The 24,985-nt window shown below is 57.8% G+C and carries 17 protein-coding genes, 3 tRNA genes, 3 rRNA genes and 1 pseudogene; 13 read left to right on the top strand and 11 right to left on the bottom strand.

All coding sequences use genetic code 11. The features are described from left to right. Positions 1-211 precede the first annotated feature (211 nt). Positions 212-1,834: an iron ABC transporter permease gene (locus Q0908_RS11350; protein WP_299284465.1), complete on the top strand. Its 1,623-nt coding sequence runs from the start codon at positions 212-214 to the stop codon at positions 1,832-1,834. A 7-nt stretch (positions 1,835-1,841) separates the two neighbouring features. Here the strand turns inward: Q0908_RS11350 and Q0908_RS11345 are convergent, their stop codons facing one another. The 3 genes from Q0908_RS11345 to Q0908_RS11335 form a co-directional block, all read right to left on the bottom strand. Next, positions 1,842-2,327, bottom strand: coding sequence for an aggregation factor core (locus Q0908_RS11345; RefSeq protein WP_299284080.1), 486 nt, complete (start codon positions 2,325-2,327; stop codon positions 1,842-1,844). 145 nt (positions 2,328-2,472) lie between these two features. Further along, positions 2,473-3,345, bottom strand: a complete 873-nt coding sequence (gene yghU / locus Q0908_RS11340) for a glutathione-dependent disulfide-bond oxidoreductase (RefSeq protein WP_299284078.1) — start codon at positions 3,343-3,345, stop codon at positions 2,473-2,475. 88 nt (positions 3,346-3,433) lie between these two features. Further along, entirely contained in the window at positions 3,434-4,306 is an 873-nt protein-coding gene (locus Q0908_RS11335; RefSeq protein WP_299284076.1) for a LysR family transcriptional regulator, read from the bottom strand. Positions 4,307-4,404: 98 nt separating this feature from the next. Here Q0908_RS11335 and Q0908_RS11330 point away from each other — a divergent pair, with 98 nt between their 5' ends. Further along, positions 4,405-5,469 carry a sodium-dependent bicarbonate transport family permease gene (locus Q0908_RS11330; RefSeq protein WP_299284075.1) on the top strand — a complete coding sequence of 355 codons (1,065 nt, stop codon included), beginning with the start codon at positions 4,405-4,407 and terminating at the stop codon, positions 5,467-5,469. Positions 5,470-5,629: 160 nt separating this feature from the next. Here the strand turns inward: Q0908_RS11330 and Q0908_RS11325 are convergent, their stop codons facing one another. The 3 genes from Q0908_RS11325 to Q0908_RS11315 form a co-directional block, all read right to left on the bottom strand. After that, on the bottom strand, positions 5,630-6,472 hold the full coding sequence (locus tag Q0908_RS11325; protein WP_299284073.1) for a GNAT family N-acetyltransferase: 843 nt from the start codon (positions 6,470-6,472) through the stop codon (positions 5,630-5,632). 208 nt (positions 6,473-6,680) lie between these two features. Beyond that, positions 6,681-6,806 (bottom strand): type B 50S ribosomal protein L36, encoded by a 126-nt coding sequence (gene ykgO, locus Q0908_RS11320; protein WP_005850168.1) that lies wholly within the window; start codon positions 6,804-6,806, stop codon positions 6,681-6,683. Positions 6,807-6,913: 107 nt separating this feature from the next. Then, positions 6,914-6,988, bottom strand: a tRNA-Val gene (locus Q0908_RS11315). Positions 6,989-7,157: 169 nt separating this feature from the next. On the opposite strand from Q0908_RS11315, the gene Q0908_RS11310 reads away from it, so the two are divergent. Next, entirely contained in the window at positions 7,158-8,018 is an 861-nt protein-coding gene (locus Q0908_RS11310) for an N-formylglutamate amidohydrolase (protein ID WP_299284071.1), read from the top strand. A 1-nt stretch (position 8,019) separates the two neighbouring features. On the opposite strand, the gene Q0908_RS11305 is transcribed toward Q0908_RS11310, so the two are convergent. Further along, the gene (locus Q0908_RS11305; protein WP_299284069.1) at positions 8,020-9,273 is read right to left on the bottom strand and encodes a DNA polymerase IV; all 1,254 of its coding nucleotides are present in this window, start codon (positions 9,271-9,273) and stop codon (positions 8,020-8,022) included. A 56-nt stretch (positions 9,274-9,329) separates the two neighbouring features. Between Q0908_RS11305 and Q0908_RS11300 the strand changes: the two genes are divergently transcribed. Next, positions 9,330-9,764, top strand: coding sequence for an NUDIX hydrolase (locus tag Q0908_RS11300; protein ID WP_299284067.1), 435 nt, complete (start codon positions 9,330-9,332; stop codon positions 9,762-9,764). A 245-nt stretch (positions 9,765-10,009) separates the two neighbouring features. Here the strand turns inward: Q0908_RS11300 and pyrF are convergent, their stop codons facing one another. Both pyrF and Q0908_RS11290 read right to left on the bottom strand, forming a co-directional pair. Beyond that, a complete protein-coding gene (pyrF, locus tag Q0908_RS11295; RefSeq protein WP_299284065.1) occupies positions 10,010-10,708 on the bottom strand; it encodes an orotidine-5'-phosphate decarboxylase in 699 nt (232 codons plus the stop codon). A 206-nt stretch (positions 10,709-10,914) separates the two neighbouring features. Continuing rightward, a complete protein-coding gene (locus Q0908_RS11290) occupies positions 10,915-11,226 on the bottom strand; it encodes an orotidine 5-phosphate decarboxylase (RefSeq protein ID WP_299284064.1) in 312 nt (103 codons plus the stop codon). 445 nt (positions 11,227-11,671) lie between these two features. On the opposite strand from Q0908_RS11290, the gene clpB reads away from it, so the two are divergent. Beyond that, entirely contained in the window at positions 11,672-14,287 is a 2,616-nt protein-coding gene (clpB, locus tag Q0908_RS11285; protein WP_299284063.1) for an ATP-dependent chaperone ClpB, read from the top strand. A 50-nt stretch (positions 14,288-14,337) separates the two neighbouring features. Here the strand turns inward: clpB and Q0908_RS11280 are convergent, their stop codons facing one another. Then, positions 14,338-14,826: a fasciclin domain-containing protein gene (locus tag Q0908_RS11280; RefSeq protein WP_299284061.1), complete on the bottom strand. Its 489-nt coding sequence runs from the start codon at positions 14,824-14,826 to the stop codon at positions 14,338-14,340. A gap of 252 nt (positions 14,827-15,078) precedes the next feature. On the opposite strand from Q0908_RS11280, the gene Q0908_RS11275 reads away from it, so the two are divergent. Further along, positions 15,079-16,572 (top strand): FMN-binding glutamate synthase family protein, encoded by a 1,494-nt coding sequence (locus Q0908_RS11275; RefSeq protein WP_299284059.1) that lies wholly within the window; start codon positions 15,079-15,081, stop codon positions 16,570-16,572. 75 nt (positions 16,573-16,647) lie between these two features. Then, complete coding sequence (msrP, locus tag Q0908_RS11270) at positions 16,648-17,553, top strand: protein-methionine-sulfoxide reductase catalytic subunit MsrP (RefSeq protein ID WP_299284057.1); 906 nt, start codon at positions 16,648-16,650, stop codon at positions 17,551-17,553. A gap of 87 nt (positions 17,554-17,640) precedes the next feature. On the opposite strand, the pseudogene Q0908_RS20420 reads toward msrP, so the two are convergent. Then, positions 17,641-17,943: pseudogene (locus Q0908_RS20420) on the bottom strand (DUF2306 domain-containing protein); the annotation flags it as partial. 34 nt (positions 17,944-17,977) lie between these two features. On the opposite strand from Q0908_RS20420, the gene msrQ reads away from it, so the two are divergent. The 6 genes from msrQ (at position 17,978) to rrf (ending at position 24,664) form a co-directional block, all read left to right on the top strand. Further along, the gene (gene msrQ / locus Q0908_RS11265; protein WP_299284055.1) at positions 17,978-18,601 is read left to right on the top strand and encodes a protein-methionine-sulfoxide reductase heme-binding subunit MsrQ; all 624 of its coding nucleotides are present in this window, start codon (positions 17,978-17,980) and stop codon (positions 18,599-18,601) included. Positions 18,602-19,390: 789 nt separating this feature from the next. Next, positions 19,391-20,850 (top strand): 16S ribosomal RNA (locus Q0908_RS11260). A gap of 137 nt (positions 20,851-20,987) precedes the next feature. Continuing rightward, positions 20,988-21,064: transfer RNA gene (locus Q0908_RS11255), tRNA-Ile, on the top strand. Between the two features lie 25 nt (positions 21,065-21,089). Next, a tRNA-Ala gene (locus Q0908_RS11250) sits at positions 21,090-21,165 on the top strand. 439 nt (positions 21,166-21,604) lie between these two features. Beyond that, positions 21,605-24,433, top strand: a 23S ribosomal RNA gene (locus Q0908_RS11245). 116 nt (positions 24,434-24,549) lie between these two features. Then, positions 24,550-24,664: ribosomal RNA gene (gene rrf / locus Q0908_RS11240) — 5S ribosomal RNA — on the top strand. Together the 16S, 23S and 5S rRNA genes with 2 tRNA genes alongside form the textbook arrangement of a ribosomal RNA operon. The last annotated feature ends 321 nt before the right edge of the window (positions 24,665-24,985 follow it).

The raw sequence follows: 24,985 nt of genomic DNA, 5'->3' as shown, positions 1-24,985 counted from the left end.
CGCCATAAATACCTAATGCAGGTCCCGCGCCCGGAACCGCCTTGGGCAAACGATACGTAAACCGTCGCAACTTGCCGTAAGGCGGAGGTGTCCTCCGCCCCGCCACGTTGAAGGGCTGGAAACCCGATATAAAAACTAGGATAACGGCGGGGCATGTAGGCAGGGCGGTGCTGTGACCCAAATTGATATCCTTCGCCCCACTCAAAGGGCCATGCGGCGCGCGCCTGCGTCATTGTCCGGGCTGGCATGGTTGGTGGCGGCGATTTGCTTGCTGCCGATGGTGGCCGTGGCGATTGCCGCGCTGTCCGGTGGCACCGATACGATCGCGCATTTGGCTGAGACCGTGCTTGGACGATATGCGGCGAACACGATCCTGCTGGTGGTTCTTGTGTCGCTCGGAACCTTTGCGATTGGGGTCGGGGCCGCGTGGCTTGTGACCATGACCCGCTTTCCGATGGTCAAGTTACTTGAGGTCGCGCTGGTTCTTCCCCTGGCATTTCCTGCTTACGTTCTGGCCTATGCCTACACTCATGTGCTGGATCATCCCGGCATTGTGCAGACGATGCTGCGCGACGTGATGGGCTGGGGGCCGCGGGACTATTGGTTTCCCGAAATCCGCAGTCTGGGCGGTGCGGCGGTCATGTTGGTGCTGGTGCTCTATCCATATGTCTACCTACTGGCGCGGGCCTCGTTCCTGCAACAAAGCGGGTCAACTTTCATGGCCGCTCGTGCGCTTGGCTCGCGGCCGTGGGTCGCGCTGTGGCGGGTCAGCTTGCCGCTTGCCCGTCCGGCCATCGCAGCAGGTGTCCTGTTGGCAGTCATGGAAACCATCGCCGATTTTGGCACCGTCGCCTATTTCGGGGTGCAGACCTTTGCCACGGGTATCTACACGAGTTGGTTCTCGCTTGGCGACCGGGCGGGGGCGGCGCAGCTCGCGCTTTGCCTGCTGAGCTTTGCTTTGCTGCTGGCCGTGCTTGAGAGAGTGCAGAGAGGCCGCGCCAAGTATCACGACCCGACCCGCACCCAGAAACATCATCCCCCCATCACTCTGAACGGGTGGGCGGCAGCGGGGGCCGCACTGTTGTGCGGTATCCCTGTGTTTTTCGGGGCCATCATTCCGGTCATCGCCCTGTTCAGCCTCGGGATTGGATCAGAGCAAGACCTGCTCAGCCCGCGCTACCTCGGTTTCATACGCAATTCGCTGATGCTCGCATCCATTGCGGCGGGGCTGACGCTTGGGGCTGCGATCATCCTTGGGTTCTACCAGCGCACGCAACCCGGGCGCGCAGCGTCGGCCTCTGTTTATGCCGCGCGGTTGGGCTATGCCGTGCCCGGCGGGGTCATTGCGGTCGGGTTGCTGGTGCCCTTTGCAGCCTTTGATAACGCACTTGATGCGTGGATGCGGGCGACATTTGATATCTCGACCGGGCTGCTGATCACCGGATCAATCTGGCTATTGATCCTTGCCTACATGGTGCGGTTTCTGGCCGCTGCCCTTGGGGCTTACGAAGGGGGGCAGGCGCTGGTGCATGCCAATATGGATGCGGCCAGCCGATCCTTGGGCAAGGGGCCGTTGGCGACCCTGCGCCGAGTGCATCTGCCCATTCTGACGCCAAGCCTGCTGACCGCGCTGCTGATCGTCTTTGTGGATGTCATGAAGGAACTGCCCGCGACCCTCATCCTGCGCCCGTTCAATTACGACACGCTCGCGGTGCAGGCCTATCGCCTGGCTTCGGACGAACGCCTTGACGGGGCAGCGGTGCCCAGCCTCGTGATCGTGGCGGTGGGATTGCTGCCCGTAATCCTGATCTGTCGTCAGGTCGGGCGGCAATAACGCGCGATCAGGACACGCAGGCGGGGGATGCGATTTGTGCAACACCGGTGCCGTCAAACAGGGCTTCAGCCTCGCTCAAGTGCAAGGTCGCGCCAGCCATTTCGGACCCGTCGACGGTGATCTGCCGAGTGCTGGTGGTGTCGTCAATATCGATGGTGAAGGCGAATGTGTCACCCGGTGTGACCTGATCCAATGATAAGGTCAGCGCCGTATCCCCGTCGGTCACGTCCGAGGTGCGCGCGGTTCCTGTCACCCATTCGAGGGGTTGAAAGACTTCGACACCCGCCCCCGCGCCTGTCGTGTCAAAGATCAACCCGGCTGGGGCGGTGCCAAGATCAATTCGCACATCCATTGCCTCGATCACGCAGTCGCCGGAATAGATCAGCGTGAACCGATCCTTGGGCGCGCCGTCCTGAAACGAAACCGAGACCATGGCAGTCGCGGCCAAAGGGGCAAAAGCGAGGTTGGAAACGAGAGTGGTGGCCAGGCGCATGATATGTCCCCGTTGACGTTCGCGATAAAGAGGAACTAGCGCGACCTGGTGCCAAAGCAACGCGCCCCCAACGATGGACGTCAGGGGGGGCTTTCGACATCACATAAAATATGCGGTCCAAGTGGGGCACGCGTGTTGCGCCTCCCTAATCGGGCGTGCCGATCTTGTCCTGCGTTTTGGTGTCAAAGTCGGATGCGTCATGGCGTTCGTGCAGCTGCAACTCAGGCTCCCCAAAGGCGCGGTTGACCATCCGCCCGCGCAAGGTCGCCGCGCGCGCGTCGATCTTTTTCGCCCAAGCCATCACATTGGTATAGCTTTCCACATCCAGGAACTCGGCCGCATCATAAAGCCGCCCGAGGCATAGCTGCCCATACCACGGCCAGATCGCCATATCCGCGATGGAGTAGTCGTCGCCTGCGATGAATGGCTTTTTGGCCAACTCGCGGTCCAGCACGTCGAGCTGGCGTTTGCTTTCCATGGCGTAGCGGTTGATGGGGTACTCGTATTTCTCGGGGGCATAGGCATAAAAGTGGCCAAAGCCGCCGCCCAGAAACGGGGCCGAGCCCATTTGCCACATCAACCAGTTGAGCGTTTCGGTGCGGGCGGGGCCATCTTTGGGCAGGAAGTGTCCGAACTTCTCGGCCAGATGGATCATGATGGATCCCGACTCAAACACCCGCACTTCGCTGTCGCCCGAGCGATCGACGAGAGCCGGGATTTTGGAGTTGGGATTTACGTCGACAAATCCTGATCCGAACTGATCGCCTTCGCCGATGTTGATCAGCCACGCGTCGTATTCGGCGTCAGTTACCCCGGCCTCCAGCAGCTCTTCGAACAGCATGGTGACCTTTACGCCGTTGGGCGTCGCGAGCGAATAAAGCTGAAAGGGATGCTTTCCCACAGGCAGGTCTTTGTCCGCCGTCGGGCCCGCAATGGGTCGGTTGATCGAGGCGAACCTGCCGCCACTTTCGGCATCCCATGTCCATTTTGCGGGAGGTGTGTAGGTGGGGTCGGTCATGCAAACGCCTTTCGATATGAAGTCGTGATAAAACCTATGCCGGATGGCGCAGCGCGCAAGGGGGGCATCTGTGCATCAGTGTCGTGCTCTATGTGCTTTGCTCCTCCAGCAGGGTTGTCAGCATCGGGTGTGGAAAGGTGCGCGGAGTGGTCACGGCATAGAAACTTTCGACAATCCCAAGGTTGAAGGGCGCGGTGCGTAGTGTGCCATTTGCGATTTCATCGGCCAGCACAACAGAGGGGGCCAGCGCCAGCCCGGCCCCTTCACGCGCCAGCAGCCGTACCATCGCCATATCATCCACATCGGCAACGATCCGCGGCTTTACATCCAGCCTGGCTGTCAGACTGTTAAACCCCGTGCGGATCGAACTTTCGGTGGGTACAATCACCGGCTCGTTGGCCAGAAGGTCGCGCAATGTCGCGTGCCCCATACGCGCGGGCGTGCCGTGCAGGGAAACCGTCTGTTCGGCCAGCCTGTGTGCAATGAAATCCGAACCTGCGGCACTTGGCGGAGTTTCCGTACTCAGTACCACGTCGAACGCCAAGGCGGATAGGGCCGTCAGCAATCGTTCGTTGCTGCCCGATTTCAGCACGATATCGAGGTCAGGTTGCCCCAAAACTGGCCGGAGGAATTGCAGTTGAAAGTTGCGCGACAGAGTCGACATCGCGCCGATCCGCAAAGGCGGCGTGTGATCTGCGCTGCGGTTCAGGGTTTGCAGCAACTCTTCTCCGGTGCCAAAGATCCGGTCCGCATGATCAAGCGCAATGCGACCAACTTCGGTCAGATGCAACTGCCGCCCCCTGCGCTCGAACAGCGGCAGACCAAGGCGATCCTCAAGTTTCCTGATCTGCGTCGAGAGAGCGGATTGCGACAGGTTCAGCCGCTCGGCGGTGCGGGTGAGGTTTCCGTCATGGGCCACTTCGTGGAAGTAGCGCAGGTGGTGGTAGTTCAGCTGATTCACAGTTCTATTTAATAGAACGATAATTCGTAAAAGATATATTTTTTATGAGTAGTGCGCTGCGCTATCTGAGGTCCAAGACATTCACGAAGGGGCCTGTCATGGACTTTGCTATCGACATCACGTCGACCATTCTGACGCAAATGCAGAAGCCGACGCTTGCTTTCCTGATCGGTGGCATGATGCTCGCAGCTTTGGGCAGCAAGCTGGAAGTGCCTGAGCCAGTTTATAAATTCATCGTCATATTACTGTTGCTCAAGGTGGGCATCGGCGCGGGTATGTCGGTGCGCGAGGCGAATTTTGGCGAACTGGCCGTGCCCGCCCTGTTGGCCGCTGGCGTCGGCATCGCGATTGTGCTGATCGGCAAAGTGACGTTGGCCCGCTGGAAAGGCGTGTCGCAACTGGATGGAATGGCGACGGCCGGCCTGTTCGGGGCGGTCTCTGCATCGACTTTGGCCGCTGGCATGGCGGTGCTGGACGACGAAGGTATCGCATATGAAGGCTTCATCGGCGCTTTGTACCCGTTCATGGATGTGGCCGCCCTCGTGACGGCCATCGTACTGGCCCGGCTGGCCGCTGCGCGCAAAGCTACCACTCAGGTCAGTGGCGGCACGATGACGATGGGCGGCGGGTCCGGCGGTGGTGGCTTGGGTGACGCGGTTGAGGACGGCCTGATCAAAGGCATTCTTGTCGACACGCTGCGCAGCCCCGCGATCTCGGCCCTGCTGTTGGGGCTTGCGCTTGGCCTCCTTGCGCGGCCCGAGACGGTCTATGCCAGCTTTTATGAGCCGCTTTTCCGGGGCTTGCTGTCTGTGCTGATGCTGATCATGGGGATGGAGGCATGGTCTCGGCTGTCCGAGTTGCGCGGCGTGGCCCACGCCTACCTGATCTACGGGATCACAGCGCCGCTGGCGCACGGTGCCCTCGGCTTTGGTGCAGGTCTCATTGCGCATGAACTCACCGGGTTCTCCGCAGGCGGTGTGGTGCTGTTGTCGATCATGGCCGCGTCCAGTTCGGACATCTCTGGCCCGCCCACGATGCGTGCCGCTCTGCCGGATGCGAATCCTTCGGCTTATGTGGGCACATCCACCGGCCTCGGCACGCCAGTCGCGATCCTGAGCATCCCGTTGTTCATGGCGTTGGCGGATTACTTCATCGGGTTCTGAGAAACTTGAACTTTGTCGCGCCACGAAAGGGTTTAATTTTGCGGCGCGATTGAGCGTCGTTTACGGCAATGCGCAATGACCGCTTTGAGCCCACTTTGACCGATGCTGCGGTGTTCGCGAATGTCCGGTTCGTGAACAATGCGGAGTGAGCAAGCTAACTTCACAAGTCCATTTTCAGTTCATGCTGTCCGATCATCTCGGTTGCGCCCAGATGGGTCATAAAGCCACGAAATGCCCTGTCAGTGCTGCAAGCATTGATGACCCTCAGAGAGGCTCTAGGCAGGCGGTTCTGGATATCGGCAACCAACGCAGCTGCAATCCCTTTGCGCCTTGAGTCCGCCCGGACCGCAACTTGATGTATGGTCCCGGTTCCGGGGTGGACTGCAGCAAAGGCTTTGAGTTCCTGGCCCGCAAACAATGAAAAGCACGATATTTGATCGGAGATCGCGCTGAGCGACTGTTTGTCGTTTTGCCAGGACGGTGCCCAGTCCAGCAATTCATGCGTATGTGGCGAAATTTGATCCCACGTGACCTGATCGAACCTGAACGCGCTGGTGCTCGCATGGTCACAAAGCAAGAGGCTATAGCAATCAAGCAACCGCTGTTTCTCCATGCCAAGTGACATATAAAGAGCAGCAGCGGTTTCATTGTTGCGCAGAACCTCCGTTTGGAAACTGTGCACTTTGATCGAACGCAGATACGCAAGGTTATCTACTGCCATTGCACGTGCGACACCACGGGACCGATAGGACGGACGGGTTCCGCTGGAAATCAGGTAAGCGCGACCATTGCGGACAGAGGTCAACCAGATACCGGCGATTTGACCTTCTACAATGGCAACACGAGAACTGGACAAATCTAATCCACGCTGCTGCATCATTTCCCCAAACTGCCGTGAATTCAGTTGGATTGGGACCGCGTAGTCCGAAAACGCGTCAAGCATGGCATCTCGCAAGGCGTCCATCGACCATCCTGCGGCTGACGTGACGATCGGTGCTGACATTGTGCTCTCTTGCCCCCAAATGGTGTGAATAGGCCCCAAGACGGTGTGTTATCATTTGGCTTAGCAGACCTTCAAGATTACCTCGCTAACGGTTGAAAAGTCCGCATATTCACTGTTCTTCTGCGCTCGATCCATCCATTTGCCCGACCCACGAAAAAGGCCGCTCCGACTATTCGGAGCGGCCTTTTGTTGTTCTATGCTGCGGGGCTTAGCCCTGGCGTGCTTTAAACCGGCGTTGCGTCTTGTTGATGACGTATACGCGGCCCTTGCGACGCACAACGCGGCAATCACGGTGCCGGTTTTTCAGCGAACGGAGCGAGTTGCGAACCTTCATGGCGCTTCTTCCTCATTTGATGGCGCGAAGCAGCGCCTGGGTTTCAATTTGGCGCATAAGCGCCGGTTTGGATGCCGTGGGGCGCGAGGCCCGTTGGCGGAATGCGGTGGTGCGAGATACAAGGATCGAACTTGTGACCCCTTCGATGTCAACGAAGTGCTCTACCGCTGAGCTAATCCCGCACTTTACCATGCCCGGATGCCTTGCCCGCGTAAAAAGTGGAGACCCACAATAAAAGCGGGCGCGGAAATCCGCGCCGGGTGAGGGGGCGTATAAAAGGAGTCGGAGGCATGATCAAGGGGTTTTGGCTTGGGGCGTTCGTGCGCTATGTTAGGCCCAAGAGGAGAACCCATGTCACCCGTCGCCTACGAGGTTTCATACCCCGAGAAACGCACATCCTGCGTGGTGTTTGCGTCGCCTCATTCGGGCCGTGACTATCCGTGGAGCTTTCTGCGCCGCTCGGTTCTGGACGAACGCACGATCCGCTCGTCCGAGGATGCGTTTGTGGACCAATTGTTCGATATCGCGCCACAAATGGGGGCCCCATTGCTCAAGGCGGGGGCACCGCGGGCCTTTGTCGATCTCAACCGAAGTGTGGACGAGTTGGACCCGGCGGTGATCGAAGGCGCACAGCGGCAGGGGCACAATCCGCGCATTGCCAGCGGCCTTGGCGTGATTCCCCGCGTGGTTGCAAATGGCCGCGCCATTTATCGCGGCAAGATCACTCAACGCGAAGCGGAGCGTCGGTTGGAGGTCTATTGGAAGCCCTATCACGATATGCTTCAGAGCTTGCTGGATGAGGCGCATCAGTCCCATGGACAGGCGGTCTTGATTGATTGCCATTCGATGCCGCATGAGGCGATGGACGGGGTTGCGCGCGGTGGCATGATCCGCCCCGACGTGGTGTTGGGCGACCGGTTTGGCGCGGCTGCGGACAGCGCGATTGTCGAACAGGTCGAAGCGGCGTTTGCCAGCGCGGGGTTCACCGTGGCGCGTAATGCGCCCTTTGCCGGGGCCTACGTCACCCAAGCCTATGGCCGCCCGTCGCGTCATCAACACGCGGTGCAGGTCGAGATTGACCGCGCGCTTTACATGAACGAACGCACGATCCGGCCCAATCGCGATTTCCATACCGTGCGCGCCCGACTACAATCCGTGGTCGCCGAGATTGCAACTATCGGGCAGATGCGAGTGCCTTTGGCCGCCGAATAACTTATCGCAGCGACCGCCCCTTTACGATGGCCGCACTGCCAAAACGGTCGCGAATGGCGTCGGCCGCCCGTTCCGCTTTGCCCCTTTTGCGCGCGTCCGGGTCGAGCAGGTCGCCTGACACTTCTGCGGCATCCGCATTGCACAAATCACTGATCCCGCACCCGAGCAACCGGTAGGGTCCTTCGTCGCCCACCTGATCAAACAGGCCGCGCGCGGTGCGATAGATCGTGTCGGCCAGTTGCGCCGGTTCGCGCAGCGACACCCGCCGCGTAAGGGATGAATGATCATGCCGCTTGAGCTTGAGCGTCACAACCCGCCCCGCAATATCCTTGGCCTTGGCCCGGTCGGCCACCTTTTCAGCCATCCGCCAAAGGTGCCCATCCAGAATGTCGGGATCGTTGGTATCTTCGCCAAAGGTTGTTTCATTGCTGATCGACTTCATCGGCGCATCCCGCGACACTCGCCGTTTGTCCTGTCCGCGCGCAAGATGATAAAGCCGCTCGCCCATGGACCCGAACCGGGCCACAAGGTCGGTCCGTTCCCATCGCAACAGGTCGCTGAACGTGCGAATGCCCGCCTTGTCGAGCGAGGCTTGCGCTGCCGGGCCAATTCCCCAGATCATCCGCACGGGCTTGCCGCGTAGAAAATCGCCCGTTTCGGCCTCTCCAATCACCGAAAACCCGTGTGGTTTTTCCAGATCAGAGGCGACCTTGGCGAGGAACTTGTTGTGGCTGAGGCCGATGGACCCGGTCAGCCCCAATTCGTCCCGCATCCGCTTGATAAGACGGGCCAGCATCACCGCTGGCGGGGCACCGTGCAGGCGGGTGGTGCCGCGCAAGTCCAGAAACGCCTCGTCCAATGATAAGGGTTCAATGGCGGGCGTCATTTCTTCCATCATGGCGCGGATCGCGCGAGAGGCTTCGACATAGGCGTCCATTCTCGGCTTGATGATGACCGCATCGGGGCACAATTTGAGCGCCTGAAACATCGGCATCGCCGAACGCACGCCCCGGATGCGTGCCACATAGCATGCGGTGGACACCACGCCCCTCCGCCCGCCGCCAATAATGACGGGCTTGCCTTCGAGACTGGGATCGTCCCGTTTTTCCACCGACGCATAAAATGCGTCGCAATCCATATGCGCGATGGACAGGTCAAACAGTTCGGGGTGGCTGACAACACGCGGACTGCCGCAGGCCGGACAGCGTCGGGCGGCATCGAAATCGGTCAGACAGTCGCGGCATAAGCTGGGCATGGCGGGGCGAATTGGCTAGTCCTGTCCAACTTAGCACGCAAACGGAGCGTTTGGATATGGCAGGACAGGTGATCGGGGCAAAGCTGGCTTTGTTTGTAGGGGACAAGCTGGTCTCGTTGCAACGCGATAACACGCCCGGTCTGTTGTGGGCCGGGTATTGGGATTTGCCGGGCGGCGGGATAGAGCCGGGTGAGACACCGCTGGCCTGCGTCTTGCGCGAAACCCATGAGGAGCTGACGTTGGCGATGGGCGCGGAACAAGTCTCGTGGGGGCGGCCCTACGGAACCTCAAGCGGCGACATCTCTTGGTTCTTTGCGGCGCATCTGGCGGCACGGGTGGCCGACGATATCGTTCTGGGGGACGAGGGGCAGGGCTGGAAATTGATGACAGTGGATGCATTCCTGAGTGACGCGATGGTCGTGCCCCAGTTCAAGTCGCGCTTGATGGATTATCTGGCTGGCGTGCCTGCTGCGCCGGACCTTGGGGGCTGAAACGAAAGGCCCCCCGCGTGAAGCGGGGGGAGGTGACGAACCTCAGGAAGAGACGGTTCGTCGGGGAGTATCACCTGTCATAAGACATACCACCTAAACGGGTTGACGTTAAGTAAGGAAAACCTGACCAAGCGATATAGAGTATTCTGTTGCCTTGAAGGCACAACAGATGGGGTCGTCATGCGGGTAAAACTGCCCGCAGCACAACCTTAAATTTAGTAACGCCGTCAGAGGCTTGGGGCATGTCAGAGGGCGTTTGCCATGTCGGCGGTGATATTTTGAGCAGTCGCGCGCGGATTTTCTGATTTCCAGATGGGACGCCCGACAACGATGTGATCCACCCCGTTCTGAATAGCATTGACCGGGGTTGCGACGCGCTTTTGGTCACCTTTGTCCGCGCCGGCGGGGCGCACGCCGGGGGTCACGATCAACCGCCCCGCCGCTTCGGGAAGTGCGCGAATGGCGGCGGCCTCTTGCGGGGAAGCGATCACACCATCGGCCCCTGCGTCAAAGGCAAGGCCAGCGCGGGTGCGCACCAGGTCCGCGACATCACCGGGCTGGATCAGGCAATCGTCAAGGTCAGTACGGTCCAGCGATGTCAGGATTGTCACGGCGAGGATTTTCAGATCGCTGCCTGCCGCGCCTTCCTTGGCGGCGCGCACCACATGGGGGTCGCCGTGAACCGTGAGAAAGTCGAGGTCGAATTGCGCAAGCCCCCGCACGGCGGCCTCGACCGTGGCACCGATATCAAACAGCTTCATGTCCAGAAAGATACGTTTGCCATGCTCTTGCTTGAGCTCATTGGCCAGCGCAAGGCCACCGCCCGTCAACATCCCCAACCCGATCTTGTAGAAACTGACCGCGTCGCCCAGTTGTTCGGCGAGCGCAAGGCCCGCCACAGCGTTCGGCACATCCATTGCCACGATCAATCTGTCATCTGCCATGTGAGGCCCCCCGTTTGTCTGGCACCGGGTGTAGGGTACAGACAGTGCGAAAGTCCATGAACGAAAAAAGACCCGGATGTGGGGACACATCCGGGCCAGTTAATCAGAGACGACAGCAGGCAGGCGCTGGCTCTGGCAGCTCTGCGGCAAGCGGTAACGCGGGGGACAAATGCGTTACGGCCTCAGCGGCAGAGTAACGGGTTGATTTACGCAGCGCGTGGCGCTTGCGTTGCGAAACGGTCGATAGTCATCCGGCGCAGACCTGCAAGGCGGCCCGCCCGTTGCGGGACGGCAGCGGCCGGCATGACAGCCGCATCAGAGCGTCCATGCGTGTGGCGGCGCATCGCTTGGGTTGCAAGACCTTGGGCGGCTTCTTCGAACTCCATCGTAATGGGGGCGTCAATGGAACAGGCATAGCTGCGTGCTCCGGATTGGTCGTGTACAGTCACCAGCGCGTCAAAAGTTTGTGTCGCCGCGTTGTAAATCACGTCGGTCAGTTGCAATGGGACAGTCTGCATTTTGTTCACCTACATCTTGTGGTTCTGCTCTTGTAACGATCAAGTTGTGCATTCGGTTCCGCAAAAAAAGGGGGAACCGGAGTCACGATGGCTCACACCGTCGTGCTCCGTATGGTCGCCAGGTGCTGAATTGCACTGTAAGTGTCTGTTTATCAGTGCATTTTCTTTGAATTGCTGTGTGAGGCGGTGGATGTCAGATTACGCGCAGATTCGGCGGATTTCCGCCGTAATCTGTTGTTCTAGCGGTGAAATAGTGACCGCGTTCGCCCTGATCTTGGGAGTCGTTATGCGTTTCGCACCCTGCCGGCATTGTCTGCTTTTTCCTGCTCCTGTCCCTCTTGCGAAGTAAACGGTTTGTTCCCATTTCAACTGCATAAGGCCCAATGGGCCCGTGTGCCTCTAAAGAGGGTGCGGGACAGACGGGCGCTGCAAAAGGAGAACAACCATGGACTTGAGCAAGTTCACGGAGCGGTCGCGCGGATTCGTGCAGGCCGCACAGACCATCGCGACACGCGACAGCCACCAACGGCTGACCCCCGAACATCTTTTGAAGGCCCTGATGGATGACGATCAGGGACTGGCCGCCAACCTGATCACCCGCGCGGGCGGTGATCCGGGCCGGGTGCTGGCCTTTGTCGATCAGCTTCTGGCCAAGATGCCGAAGGTCACCGGCGATGCCGCACAGGTCTATCTGGACAATGCGACCGGCAAGGTGCTGGCCGAAGCCGAAGCGCTGGCCAAGAAAGCGGGTGACAGCTTTGTGCCTGTCGAGCGGCTGCTGATGGCCCTTGGCATGGTCAAGTCCGGCGCCAAGGACGCGCTCGAGGCGGACAAGGTCAGCCCGCAGGCGCTGAACACCGCTATCAATGATATTCGCAAGGGTCGTACCGCCGACAGCGCCAGTGCCGAAGACGGTTACGACGCGCTCAAGAAATACGCGATGGACCTGACCGAACGTGCCGAAGCGGGCAAGATCGACCCGATCATCGGTCGTGACGAGGAAATCCGTCGCGCGATGCAAGTGCTGAGCCGCCGAACCAAGAACAACCCTGTTCTGATCGGTGAGCCGGGTGTGGGTAAGACTGCGATCGCCGAAGGGCTCGCCTTGCGCATCGTGAATGGTGACGTGCCTGAATCCTTGCGCAACAAGCGTCTGCTCGCGCTCGACATGGGCGCGTTGATTGCGGGCGCAAAATATCGCGGTGAGTTCGAGGAACGGCTCAAGGCCGTCCTGACCGAAGTGACCGAAGCTGCGGGTGAGGTCATTCTTTTCATAGACGAGATGCACACGCTTGTCGGCGCTGGTGCGTCCGAGGGCGCGATGGATGCGGCCAACCTCATCAAACCTGCGCTCGCGCGGGGTGAGTTGCATTGCGTCGGGGCCACGACCCTGAACGAGTACCGCAAATATGTTGAAAAGGACGCGGCCCTGGCCCGCCGGTTCCAGCCTGTGATGGTCGAGGAACCCACTGTCGAGGACACAATCAGCATTCTGCGCGGCATCAAGGAAAAGTATGAACTGCACCACGGTGTGCGGATCTCTGATAGTGCCCTTGTGACCGCCGCGACGCTCAGCCACCGCTACATCACGGACCGTTTTCTGCCCGACAAGGCCATCGACCTGATGGACGAGGCAGCCAGCCGCTTGCGGATGGAGGTGGACTCCAAGCCCGAAGAACTGGACGCGCTCGACCGTCAAATCCTGCAAATGCAGATCGAGGTCGAGGCATTGCGCCTTGAGGATGATCAGGCGTCAAAGGATCGGCTTGGCACGCTTGAAAAGGATCTTGCTGATCTGTCCGAGCGCAGTGCCGAAATGACGGCGCAGTGGCAGGGTGAGCGGGACAAGCTCGCCTCGGCCCGCGACATCAAGGAGCAGTTGGACCAGGCGCGCGCAGCCCTCGACATCGCCAAGCGTGAGGGCAACCTCGGAAAGGCGGGCGAGTTGTCTTATGGGGTCATCCCTGATCTCGAGCGCAAGCTAGTCGAGGCTGAAGGGCTGGAATCCGACGCCATGGTGGCCGAAGCGGTGCGCCCTGAGCAGATCGCAAGTGTTGTCGAGCGTTGGACAGGTATTCCGACGTCGAAAATGCTGGAAGGTGAGCGGGACAAGCTGCTGCGCATGGAAGATCAATTGCACGCGCGTGTGATTGGTCAGGACAGCGCCGTGCGCGCCGTCGCCAATGCGGTGCGCCGCGCGCGGGCCGGTCTGAATGACGAAAACCGCCCCCTTGGGTCGTTCCTGTTCCTCGGACCGACCGGTGTGGGCAAGACCGAGTTGACCAAGGCCGTCGCCGAATTCCTGTTCGATGACGACAGCGCGATGGTGCGTATCGACATGTCGGAGTTCATGGAGAAACACGCGGTTGCCCGTCTGATCGGCGCACCTCCGGGCTATGTCGGTTATGATGAGGGCGGGGTGCTGACCGAAGCGGTGCGGCGTCGTCCCTATCAGGTCGTGCTGTTTGACGAGGTTGAAAAGGCGCACCCGGATGTGTTCAACGTGCTGTTGCAAGTTTTGGATGATGGTGTGCTGACCGATGGTCAGGGCCGCACGGTCGACTTCAAGCAGACATTGATCATTCTGACATCAAACCTCGGCTCGCAGGCGCTGAGCCAATTGCCCGAAGGTGCCGATGCGGCAACGGCCCGGCGCGACGTGATGGATGCGGTGCGTGCCCATTTCCGCCCCGAGTTCCTGAACCGGCTGGATGAGACGATTATCTTTGATCGCCTCGCCCGCGCCGACATGGACGGGATCGTCGACATCCAGATGGGGCGTTTGCTGAAACGGCTCGCCGCGCGCAAGATCAGTCTGGATCTGGACGAGGATGCGCGCAAATGGCTGGCGGATGAAGGCTATGACCCGGTGTTCGGGGCCCGGCCTTTGAAGCGTGTGATCCAAAGCGCGTTGCAGAACCACTTGGCCGAGATGCTGTTGGCCGGTGACGTCAAGGACGGCGACACGGTCGAGGTCTCGGCGGGCCCCGAGGGGCTGGTGATCGGGGGGCGGCTGAGTGCCTCGAACAGGCCCCGCCCCGACGACGCGGTGGTCCACTAACGAAAAAGGCCCGCAGTGATGCGGGCCTTTCCTCCTATATAGTGTCGCGCTTAGCTGTCAGCGCCGGGCAGGATCACTGTGTCAATCACGTGGATCACGCCGTTGGATGTTTCGATGTCGGCGCTTGTCACGGTCGCGTTCTCGATCATCACACCATTATCGAGGTCGATTGTGACCGCTTCACCTTGAACGGTTGTCGCTTCCATGTCGTCAGAGAGATCTGTCGACATCACTTTACCGGGCACGACGTGGTAGGTCAGGATCGACACCAACTGCTCTTTGTTTTCGGGTAGCAGCAGCGATTCAACAGTGCCTTCGGGCAGCGCGGCAAAGGCAGCGTCGGTTGGGGCAAAGACGGTGAACGGGCCGTCACCTTTCAGCGTGTCGACCAGATCAGCCGCTTGCACAGCGGCGACCAGCGTTTCGAACGAACCTGCGCTCACGGCCGTATCAACGATGTCCTTCTTGGCCGAGCCAGCGAATGCGGATGTGGCGACAGCGAAAGCGGCGGCAGTGGCGAAGAGTGTCGATTTGATCATAGGAAGTCTCCCTTAAGATGACAGTTTCGATAACCGTGTTCGGCATCAGGAGGGAAACGTGCGCCAGAACTCACCGGATCACGTGGAAATTTTTCCCACACGATATTGACCAGCCGTTCAACCGCCCTAAGCCAAGGCCAATTTTGCTTTCCACTCACGACTTTGTCAGGCGCGCAGAAATCCGCCGCTGTCTTGCGTCTGTCTGCACACCCCCGCAGAGTGTGCCTGTGTGAAACAGACAGGGATTGCTCGATGGATTTTGCGTTTCAGGTGCTTGAGGTCATGGTCCTCGGATTTTTCATCGTCCTTGGACTGGCAACCGCCACGATTGTGGTGATGTTCATCATCGACAAGACCCAGACCGATGACGCGATCCGCCGCAACTATCCGGTGATCGGGCGGTTCCGAAAACTGTTTTCGAACCTGGGCGAGTTTTTTCGTCAGTATTTCTTTGCGATGGACCGCGAAGAGATGCCGTTCAACCGGGCGCAGCGCGAATGGATCAATCGTGCAAGCGAGGCTGCCAGCAACACGGTTGCTTTTGGATCGACCCGCAATCTGAATGTGGTCGGCACGCCCATCTTTGTGAATGCGGCGTTTCCCCCGCTCGAGGACCAGTTTGCCAAGACCGCCCCGATGGTCATTGGGGACGGCGCGCGTCTGCCATATACCGCCATGTCGTTCTTTAACATCTCGGGCATGAGTTACGGCGCGATTTCCAAACCGGCGGTGCAGGCGCTCAGCCGGGGGGCCAAAGAGGCGGGCGTGTGGCTCAACACCGGCGAAGGCGGCCTGAGCCCCTATCATCTTGAGGGTGGCTGCGATGTGGTGTTCCAGATCGGCACCGCCAAGTTCGGGGTGCGCGACCATGACGGCAATCTGAGTGACGAGAAGCTGCGCGAGGTCGCGGCGCACAATGCGGTGCGCATGTTCGAGATCAAGCTCGCCCAAGGGGCCAAACCGGGCAAGGGTGGCATCCTGCCCGCCGCCAAGGTGAACAAACAGATTGCTGAAATCCGCGGATTGAAGGTCGGGCAGGCCGGGATTTCCCCCAACCGCCATGCCGAGGTCGATGACTGGGACGATCTGTTGGATTTGATTGGTCACATTCGCGAGGTGACCGGTAAGCCTGTGGGCATCAAGACGGTGATGGGGGCGGAGGAGCCGATTGCCGATCTATTCGCCGCGATCAATGCGCGCGGTGCGGATTGCGCGCCGGACTTCATTACAGTGGATGGGGGCGAAGGCGGCACGGGCGCGGCCCCCATGCCCTTGATCGATCTGGTGGGCATGTCGATCCGCGAGGCGCTGGTGGCGGTCGTGGATTTGCGCGATCAGGCGGGATTGAAAGAACGTATCCGCATCATCGCCTCCGGCAAGCTGGTGAACCCCGGTGATGTGGCATGGGCCTTGGCGGCAGGGGCGGACTTTATCACCTCGGCGCGGGGCTTCATGTTCAGCCTTGGGTGTATTCAGGCGCTGAAGTGCAACAAGAACACGTGCCCGACCGGCATCACGACCCATGACAAACGCTTTCAGGGCGGCCTTGTGGTCGAGGACAAGGAAAAGAGGGTCGCCCGTTATGCCCGCGAGTTGATCCACGAGGTCGAGACCATCGCCCATTCCGTCGGCGTGGCCGAGCCGCGCCTGATGCGCCGCCGCCATGTGCGCATTGTGCAGGACGATGGACGCTCATTGCCAATGAATAAAATCACCCCAAGTTACAATCCGGTGACAAGCCCGTGAGCGAATATCATTATGCGCCACGGCCATCCCCATCTATGGGACAAGCAAAGATGAAACCGCTGGAGTAGACCAACCATGGCCCACCGCTGGAAAAACGACCTGACCCGTGCTGACGCGACCCCTTATGATGCTTTCATGAACCGGCGTCAGGTGATGGGTGGGGCTTTGGGTCTTGGACTGATCGGTGCCGCCGGTATGGCCCGCGCGCAGCGCGCCCCGCTGGAGCCTAACAGCTACGAAGATATCACGCAGTACAACAACTATTATGAGTTCGGCACAGGCAAGAGCGACCCCGCCCGCAATGCGCACACACTGACCACGGACCCGTGGACTGTCGTGATTGACGGGATGGTCGACAATCCGGGCGATTATTCGATGGCGCAGATTTTCGAGGCCATGACGATCGAGGAACGCATCTACCGTTTCCGCTGTGTTGAGGCATGGTCGATGGTGATCCCGTGGAACGGCTTTGAGCTGGCGGACTTGCTGAACCTTGCCGGTGTGCAGCAGGGTGGCAAATACGTCGCCTTTGAAACAGCGCTGCGCCCGGATGAGATGCCAGGCGTCCGCTTTCCGGTGCTCGACTGGCCTTACGTCGAGGGGCTTCGGCTGGACGAAGCGATGCACCCACTGACGATCATGGCAACTGGTATCTACGACAAGCCGATCCCGAACCAGAATGGCGCGCCGATGCGGTTGGTTGTGCCGTGGAAATATGGGTTCAAGTCCATCAAGTCGATTGTGCGTATTACCGTCACGGATCAGGAACCGCCCACCAGCTGGAACAAAGCCAATGCGCGCGAATACGGCTTTTATAGTAATGTGAACCCCGAAGTGGATCACCCGCGCTGGAGCCAGGCCACCGAACGCCCGGTGGGCGGCGGTCTGTTTGCCAAGCGCCAGCCAACGCTGATGTTCAACGGATATGAGAGTGAGGTTGCGAGCCTGTACGAGGGGATGGATCTGCGCGCGAACTTTTAACCGAAAAGGACGGCGTTCATGATCCGTCCGGGTAGCAGGGTAAACAGCCCTGCGCCGATCGAAGCGACAAAGAAGGGAACGCATGTACTGGCGGTCCGTTTTGAAATCGCGGGCCCGCGCGGCGCGCGAACCTAAGAACAGTGAGAAGGGCATATAGACCGACAACAGGTGGATCGGCCCGAACGGCTGCACCCACGCAAAGTCACTGATCCAGAAACTACTGATGGCGACGAGCGACATCAGTGACAGCCAAAAATACCCGACCACCTTATGTCTTGGTCCTGCTTTCGTCAGCACAAGCTGGGACAGATCCAACAAAAGTGCCGCAATCGCCGTGAATGCGTGCGCGGTGATCACAGGCCCGGACACAAAAAGTGGCGCCAAGGACATAACTGTATCACTCTGCGGAAGAGGAGTTGCACGGATGATTGCGTTTACATTGGACCGACTTGTCGACACCATCAACCGCGCCGCGCGCGTGATCCCCACATGGGCGATATATATAGTATACCTGATCCCGGTGCCTGTTCTGCTTTATCTTGGCATGACCGGAGGTTTGGGTCGGGAACCGATCCGTGAACTCGAGCATGAGTTGGGCGAGATTGCCTTGCAGCTGTTGATCATCGGTCTGTGTCTGTCGCCTTTGCGCCGTTTTGCCGGGATTAACCTCCTCAAGTTTCGCCGCACCATGGGCCTGCTCGCCTTTACCTACGTGGTGCTGCACTTCACGGTCTGGGCTGTTCTGGATGTGCAGGCGCTGGATCGCGTCTGGCAGGACATTCTCAAGCGGCCCTATATCACCATCGGTATGGCGGCCCTTGCTTTGATGATCCCGCTTGCGGTGACATCCAACAATCTGGCGATGCGCAATATGGGTGCCGTGTGGCGCAAGCTGCATCTGCTCACCTATCCGATAGCCTTGCTGGCTGCGGTGCATTTCGTCTGGCTCAGCAAAGGATTTCAGCTTGAGCCGCTGATCTATCTTGCAGTCGTTCTGGGGCTCTTGGCGCTGCGCGTTCCCGGATTGCGCAAGAAAGCGGCAGCCTGACGAGCTTATCGCCCGGAATCGGGCGGCACACAGATCGCGAGTCGACGATGAACCGCGATCGATCGGGCCTTCGCGCAGAAATTTTCAGAAAATTTGGTGGCCGACTCGGTGAATCGGGCGACTCGAGTCGGTGACTCGGGTGCGTTTCAGGGGTGATTTGGGGTCAAAGCGTTTGAGTCTTGGGGGTAAGACTGTGGATAACCCCATATGTAGGGATTGGAGGGGGCATCACCGGGCAATGGACGCGTAATTTTCTACCGATTTGACTTAGGGTCCGCGAAATATGATTACCTAAACCCATGTTTTTAATGGGAAAATACGGTTTTTCGCAAAAAGATGCGTTTTCTTGAAAAAAGCACTTGCGGGTATCAGCCACTAACCGTAGAACCCCCCTCACCGGCGGCGCAGAGATGCACCAACGGGGCGCCAGACGGGCGGGACAGAGCGGAAGCGCGACGGACCGAGACGAGACGCAACGATAAAATCAGAGGTAATTGAGGCGGGGCGCGCCAAAGAAGTTAGGGCGCATCCAGTCACTTTTGTCTCTACGCTCTTTGAAATTGATGATAACTGAAGAGATATGTGGGCGGTTTGGTTCATTTCGATGGATCAACCTCTTCATATCGCGCTAGTAGGGGCAACCCGATAATCTAGTGTCAGCTTCACTGTTTGGACGGTTTCTTGTTTTCTTATGAAAACCTGAAGCACAACAAACAGAGACTGTCCCATTTGAACAATGGGACGATGTGCAGAGGTTCGAACGTCAAGGATATGATCGCAAGATCATTTCAACTTGAGAGTTTGATCCTGGCTCAGAACGAACGCTGGCGGCAGGCCTAACACATGCAAGTCGAGCGCACCCTTCGGGGCGAGCGGCGGACGGGTTAGTAACGCGTGGGAACATACCCTTCTCTACGGAATAGCCATTGGAAACGATGAGTAATACCGTATACGCCCTTCGGGGGAAAGATTTATCGGAGATGGATTGGCCCGCGTTAGATTAGATAGTTGGTGGGGTAACGGCCTACCAAGTCTACGATCTATAGCTGGTTTTAGAGGATGATCAGCAACACTGGGACTGAGACACGGCCCAGACTCCTACGGGAGGCAGCAGTGGGGAATCTTAGACAATGGGCGCAAGCCTGATCTAGCCATGCCGCGTGTGTGATGAAGGCCCTAGGGTCGTAAAGCACTTTCGCCAGGGATGATAATGACAGTACCTGGTAAAGAAACCCCGGCTAACTCCGTGCCAGCAGCCGCGGTAATACGGAGGGGGTTAGCGTTGTTCGGAATTACTGGGCGTAAAGCGCACGTAGGCGGACTATTAAGTCAGAGGTGAAATCCCAGGGCTCAACCCTGGAACTGCCTTTGATACTGGTAGTCTTGAGTTCGAGAGAGGTGAGTGGAATTCCGAGTGTAGAGGTGAAATTCGTAGATATTCGGAGGAACACCAGTGGCGAAGGCGGCTCACTGGCTCGATACTGACGCTGAGGTGCGAAAGTGTGGGGAGCAAACAGGATTAGATACCCTGGTAGTCCACACCGTAAACGATGAATGCCAGTCGTCGGGTAGCATGCTATTCGGTGACACACCTAACGGATTAAGCATTCCGCCTGGGGAGTACGGTCGCAAGATTAAAACTCAAAGGAATTGACGGGGGCCCGCACAAGCGGTGGAGCATGTGGTTTAATTCGAAGCAACGCGCAGAACCTTACCAACCCTTGACATCCTGTGACAACTCGAGAGATCGAGCGTTCCTTAGGGACACAGTGACAGGTGCTGCATGGCTGTCGTCAGCTCGTGTCGTGAGATGTTCGGTTAAGTCCGGCAACGAGCGCAACCCACATCTTTAGTTGCCAGCAGTTCGGCTGGGCACTCTAAAGAAACTGCCCGTGATAAGCGGGAGGAAGGTGTGGATGACGTCAAGTCCTCATGGCCCTTACGGGTTGGGCTACACACGTGCTACAATGGCAAGTACAGTGGGTTAATCCCCAAAACTTGTCTCAGTTCGGATTGGGGTCTGCAACTCGACCCCATGAAGTCGGAATCGCTAGTAATCGCGTAACAGCATGACGCGGTGAATACGTTCCCGGGCCTTGTACACACCGCCCGTCACACCATGGGAGTTGGTTCTACCCGACGGCCGTGCGCTAACCTTTTGGAGGCAGCGGACCACGGTAGGATCAGCGACTGGGGTGAAGTCGTAACAAGGTAGCCGTAGGGGAACCTGCGGCTGGATCACCTCCTTTCTAAGGATGTTCCTAGCCATTGATGTTCGCATCAATCATGGAACACTTAGCAAGAGACGCAAACAAAGCGTCTCAAACATCAGGACCGAGCCGTCCTCATATCTCTTCAGACAAAGAACACGGGCTACCGCCCGTATGGGTCGGTAGCTCAGGTGGTTAGAGCGCACGCCTGATAAGCGTGAGGTCGGAGGTTCAAGTCCTCCTCGACCCACCATGCATTTCGCGCTGCGAAATACTCTGGGGCCTTAGCTCAGCTGGGAGAGCGCCTGATTTGCATTCAGGAGGTCAGGAGTTCGATCCTCCTAGGCTCCACCAAAATCCGCAGAACACATCTTCAAGCATTCAGTTGAATGTTTGGACGTCTGTTCTGCAGACGAATTGACATCGTTTAGAGAGATACAAGTTACTTTGAGAGCAATCTCATCGTAACAATCAACACTGTTTGATCACGCCGAGTGTGGCGATGATCTCAGTTTGGTTCCGCCCTCGGGTGGAAGGCGACTTGTCGGAGTGCTTCCTCGCTCTGCTTGACGTATCCCTGCTGAAACAAACAGAGTTGTCCAAGTCAAGTACACTAACCAGAGCAGTCTTGCTGGCCTCCCGCACGGATGGTCAGCGTATAAGTCTGTTCAAATGTCAGCACGCATACAAACGTGCTGGCGGGAAAAAGTATACTTTTGATCCCAGAAGAAGACCGCATTTAGTTACCAGCTGTGCGGTCGTGTTAGACGCAAGTCTTTCTTTTTCTGGATCAAATCAAGCGCGAGAAGGGCGTTTGGTGAATGCCTTGGCAGTAAGAGGCGATGAAAGACGTGATACTCTGCGATAAGCCATGGGGAGCTGAGAATAAGCTTTGATCCATGGATTTCTGAATGGGGCAACCCACCTGACAGTTTCATATTGTTGCGCAAGCACTCAATATGTCGCTGAAACAGGTACTTATAGACTGAATACATAGGTTTATAAGAGCAAACCCGGGGAACTGAAACATCTAAGTACCCGGAGGAAAGGAAATCAATTGATACTCCCCTAGTAGCGGCGAGCGAACGGGGACCAGCCGAGCCGAAATTGTGATTAGAACAACCTGGAAAGGTTGGCCATAGCGGGTGACAGCCCCGTATAAGAAGCATGATCGGACGTATTAAGTAGGGCGGAACACGTGAAATTCTGTCTGAAGATCGGAGGACCACCTTCGAAGGCTAAGTACTCCTTACTGACCGATAGTGAACCAGTACCGTGAGGGAAAGGTGAAAAGCACCCCGACGAGGGGAGTGAAACAGCTCCTGAAACCGAACGCCTACAATCAGTTGGAGGGCCCTTGAGGCCTGACAGCGTACCTTTTGTATAATGGGTCATCGACTTGGTCTATCTAGCAAGCTTAAGCCGTTAGGTGTAGGCGCAGCGAAAGCGAGTCTTAATAGGGCGAATGAGTTAGATAGATCAGACCCGAAACCGAGTGATCTAGGCATGACCAGGATGAAGGTAAGGTAACACTTACTGGAGGTCCGAACCCACACCTGTTGAAAAAGGTCGGGATGAGTTGTGCCTAGGGGTGAAAGGCCAATCAAACTCGGAGATAGCTGGTTCTCTGCGAAATCTATTTAGGTAGAGCGTCATCCGAATACCCCCGGGGGTAGAGCACTGGATGGGTAATGGGGCCCCACAGGCTTACTGATCCTAACCAAACTCCGAATACCGGGGAGTACTAGATGGCAGACACACGGCGAATGCTAACGTCCGTCGTGGAGAGGGAAACAACCCTGACCTACAGCTAAGGCCCCTAATTCATGGCTAAGTGGGAAAGCAGGTGGGACGACCATAACAACCAGGAGGTTGGCTTAGAAGCAGCCATCCTTTAAAGATAGCGTAACAGCTCACTGGTCTAAATAAGTTGTCCTGCGGCGAAGATGTAACGGGGCTCAAGCCATGAGCCGAAGCTTAGGATGCACATAGTGCATGGTAGCAGAGCGTAGTGTGACATAACTCCAATCCTCTTTTGCGCCTTCGGGCGTAGCGGAGGATACGGAGTTTTCTGTGAAGCCGGCGTGTGAGCGATCCGGTGGAGAGATCACTAGTGAGAATGATGACATGAGTAGCGACAAAGAGTGTGAGAGACACTCTCGCCGAAAGTCCAAGGGTTCCTGCTTAAAGCTAATCTGAGCAGGGTAAGCCGACCCCTAAGGCGAGGCCGAAAGGCGTAGTCGATGGGAACCAGGTTAATATTCCTGGGCCGTGGAATGGTGACGGATCTCGAGGGTAGTTCATCCTTATTGGATTGAATGGGCTGCTTAGAGGTTCCTGGAAATAGCCTTCCTATAAGATCGTACCCTAAACCGACACAGGTGGACTGGTAGAGAATACCAAGGCGCTTGAGAGAACTATGTTGAAGGAACTCGGCAAAATACCTCCGTAAGTTCGCGAGAAGGAGGCCCGGTTCCTAGGCAACTAGGGGCTGGGGGCACAAACCAGGGGGTGGCGACTGTTTATTAAAAACACAGGGCTCTGCGAAGTCGCAAGACGACGTATAGGGTCTGACGCCTGCCCGGTGCCTGAAGGTTAAAAGGAGGGGTGAGAGCTCTGAATTGAAGCCCAGGTAAACGGCGGCCGTAACTATAACGGTCCTAAGGTAGCGAAATTCCTTGTCGGGTAAGTTCCGACCTGCACGAATGGCGTAACGACTTCCCCGCTGTCTCCAACATAGACTCAGCGAAATTGAATTACCTGTCAAGATGCAGGTTTCCCGCGGTTAGACGGAAAGACCCCGTGCACCTTTACTACAGCTTCACACTGGCATCAGGCCAAGCATGTGCAGGATAGGTGGTGGGCTTTGAAGCAGGAACGCTAGTTTCTGTGGAGCCTCCCTTGAGATACCACCCTTGCTTTGCTTGATGTCTAACCGCGGTCCGTTATCCGGATCCGGGACCCTGTGTGGCGGGTAGTTTGACTGGGGCGGTCGCCTCCTAAAGCGTAACGGAGGCGCGCGAAGGTTGGCTCAGAGCGGTCGGAAATCGCTCGTTGAGTGCAATGGCAGAAGCCAGCCTGACTGCGAGACTGACAAGTCGAGCAGAGTCGAAAGACGGCCATAGTGATCCGGTGGTCCCGAGTGGAAGGGCCATCGCTCAACGGATAAAAGGTACGCCGGGGATAACAGGCTGATACTGCCCAAGAGTCCATATCGACGGCAGTGTTTGGCACCTCGATGTCGGCTCATCTCATCCTGGGGCTGGAGCAGGTCCCAAGGGTACGGCTGTTCGCCGTTTAAAGAGGTACGTGAGCTGGGTTTAGAACGTCGTGAGACAGTTCGGTCCCTATCTTCCGTGGGTGTAGGATACTTGAGAGGAGTTGCCCCTAGTACGAGAGGACCGGGGTGAACGATCCACTGGTGGACCAGTTGTCGTGCCAACGGCAGTGCTGGGTAGCTATGATCGGACAGGATAACCGCTGAAGGCATCTAAGCGGGAAGCCCCCCTCAAAACAAGGTATCCCTGAGGGCCGAGGTAGACCACCTCGTCGATAGGCCAGAGATGTAAGTGCAGTAATGCATTCAGTTGACTGGTACTAATTGCCCGATAGGCTTGATTTGATCCAGTAAAAGCGAGATTTAGGTCCCGTGATGAACGACAATCAAAAGCATACACAACTCAGATAAGTCGTACGCGACTTGGACAACACGTTGAGGAATTCAAAGCTCTTTTTTGGTTTGGTGATCATAGCGCAAGCAAAACACCCGGTCCCATCCCGAACCCGGCAGTTAAGTGCTGTAGCGCCGATGGTACTGCGTCTTAAGGCGTGGGAGAGTAGGTCATTGCCAAACCTAATAAGATCTTTGAGTTTTCGTATCTCTCTGCCGATGCTTTACCCAAAAAAATTATACAACTGCCGCACGAATGATTTCGTCTGCGGTTATTTTGCGTGGGTCTGCCAGATTCCTGCCGGCATTTGCCAACCTATGGCTTGCTCGCGCTCCTAAGCACCAGAGCGGGTGGTTTCCGGCGCGTCCGTGATCCCAAGCAGCTCGCTAGGAATATCTCCAGCCCATGTGCACGGCGTGGGTGACCTGTGACCTGCTCCCCTGAGAGTCCGTGTTTATAAGTTAGCTCTGTTCAGGTTTTGGTCCTCTTCTGACCGGTTAGCA

The sequence above is a fragment of the uncultured Tateyamaria sp. genome (genome assembly GCF_947494755.1).
Lineage (GTDB): Bacteria > Pseudomonadota > Alphaproteobacteria > Rhodobacterales > Rhodobacteraceae > Tateyamaria.
The sequence above is the reverse complement of the archived record's forward strand: the minus strand, read 5'-3'. Positions and strand labels throughout refer to the sequence as shown.

Excerpts from the sequence above, each read along its gene's own strand:
- yghU (WP_299284078.1), bottom strand. The coding sequence starts at position 3,345 with ATGACCGACCCCACCTACACACCTCCCGCAAAATGGACATGGGATGCC.
- msrP (WP_299284057.1), top strand. The coding sequence starts at position 16,648 with ATGGCCCACCGCTGGAAAAACGACCTGACCCGTGCTGACGCGACCCCT.
- pyrF (WP_299284065.1), bottom strand. The coding sequence starts at position 10,708 with ATGGCAGATGACAGATTGATCGTGGCAATGGATGTGCCGAACGCTGTG.
- Q0908_RS11330 (WP_299284075.1), top strand. The coding sequence starts at position 4,405 with ATGGACTTTGCTATCGACATCACGTCGACCATTCTGACGCAAATGCAG.
- clpB (WP_299284063.1), top strand. The coding sequence starts at position 11,672 with ATGGACTTGAGCAAGTTCACGGAGCGGTCGCGCGGATTCGTGCAGGCC.
- Q0908_RS11345 (WP_299284080.1), bottom strand. The coding sequence starts at position 2,327 with ATGCGCCTGGCCACCACTCTCGTTTCCAACCTCGCTTTTGCCCCTTTG.
- Q0908_RS11300 (WP_299284067.1), top strand. The coding sequence starts at position 9,330 with ATGGCAGGACAGGTGATCGGGGCAAAGCTGGCTTTGTTTGTAGGGGAC.
- Q0908_RS11305 (WP_299284069.1), bottom strand. The coding sequence starts at position 9,273 with ATGCCCAGCTTATGCCGCGACTGTCTGACCGATTTCGATGCCGCCCGA.
- Q0908_RS11280 (WP_299284061.1), bottom strand. The coding sequence starts at position 14,826 with ATGATCAAATCGACACTCTTCGCCACTGCCGCCGCTTTCGCTGTCGCC.
- Q0908_RS11290 (WP_299284064.1), bottom strand. The coding sequence starts at position 11,226 with ATGCAGACTGTCCCATTGCAACTGACCGACGTGATTTACAACGCGGCG.
- Q0908_RS11325 (WP_299284073.1), bottom strand. The coding sequence starts at position 6,472 with ATGTCAGCACCGATCGTCACGTCAGCCGCAGGATGGTCGATGGACGCC.
- ykgO (WP_005850168.1), bottom strand. The coding sequence starts at position 6,806 with ATGAAGGTTCGCAACTCGCTCCGTTCGCTGAAAAACCGGCACCGTGAT.
- msrQ (WP_299284055.1), top strand. The coding sequence starts at position 17,978 with ATGATTGCGTTTACATTGGACCGACTTGTCGACACCATCAACCGCGCC.
- Q0908_RS11275 (WP_299284059.1), top strand. The coding sequence starts at position 15,079 with ATGGATTTTGCGTTTCAGGTGCTTGAGGTCATGGTCCTCGGATTTTTC.
- Q0908_RS11310 (WP_299284071.1), top strand. The coding sequence starts at position 7,158 with ATGTCACCCGTCGCCTACGAGGTTTCATACCCCGAGAAACGCACATCC.
- Q0908_RS11350 (WP_299284465.1), top strand. The coding sequence starts at position 212 with ATGCGGCGCGCGCCTGCGTCATTGTCCGGGCTGGCATGGTTGGTGGCG.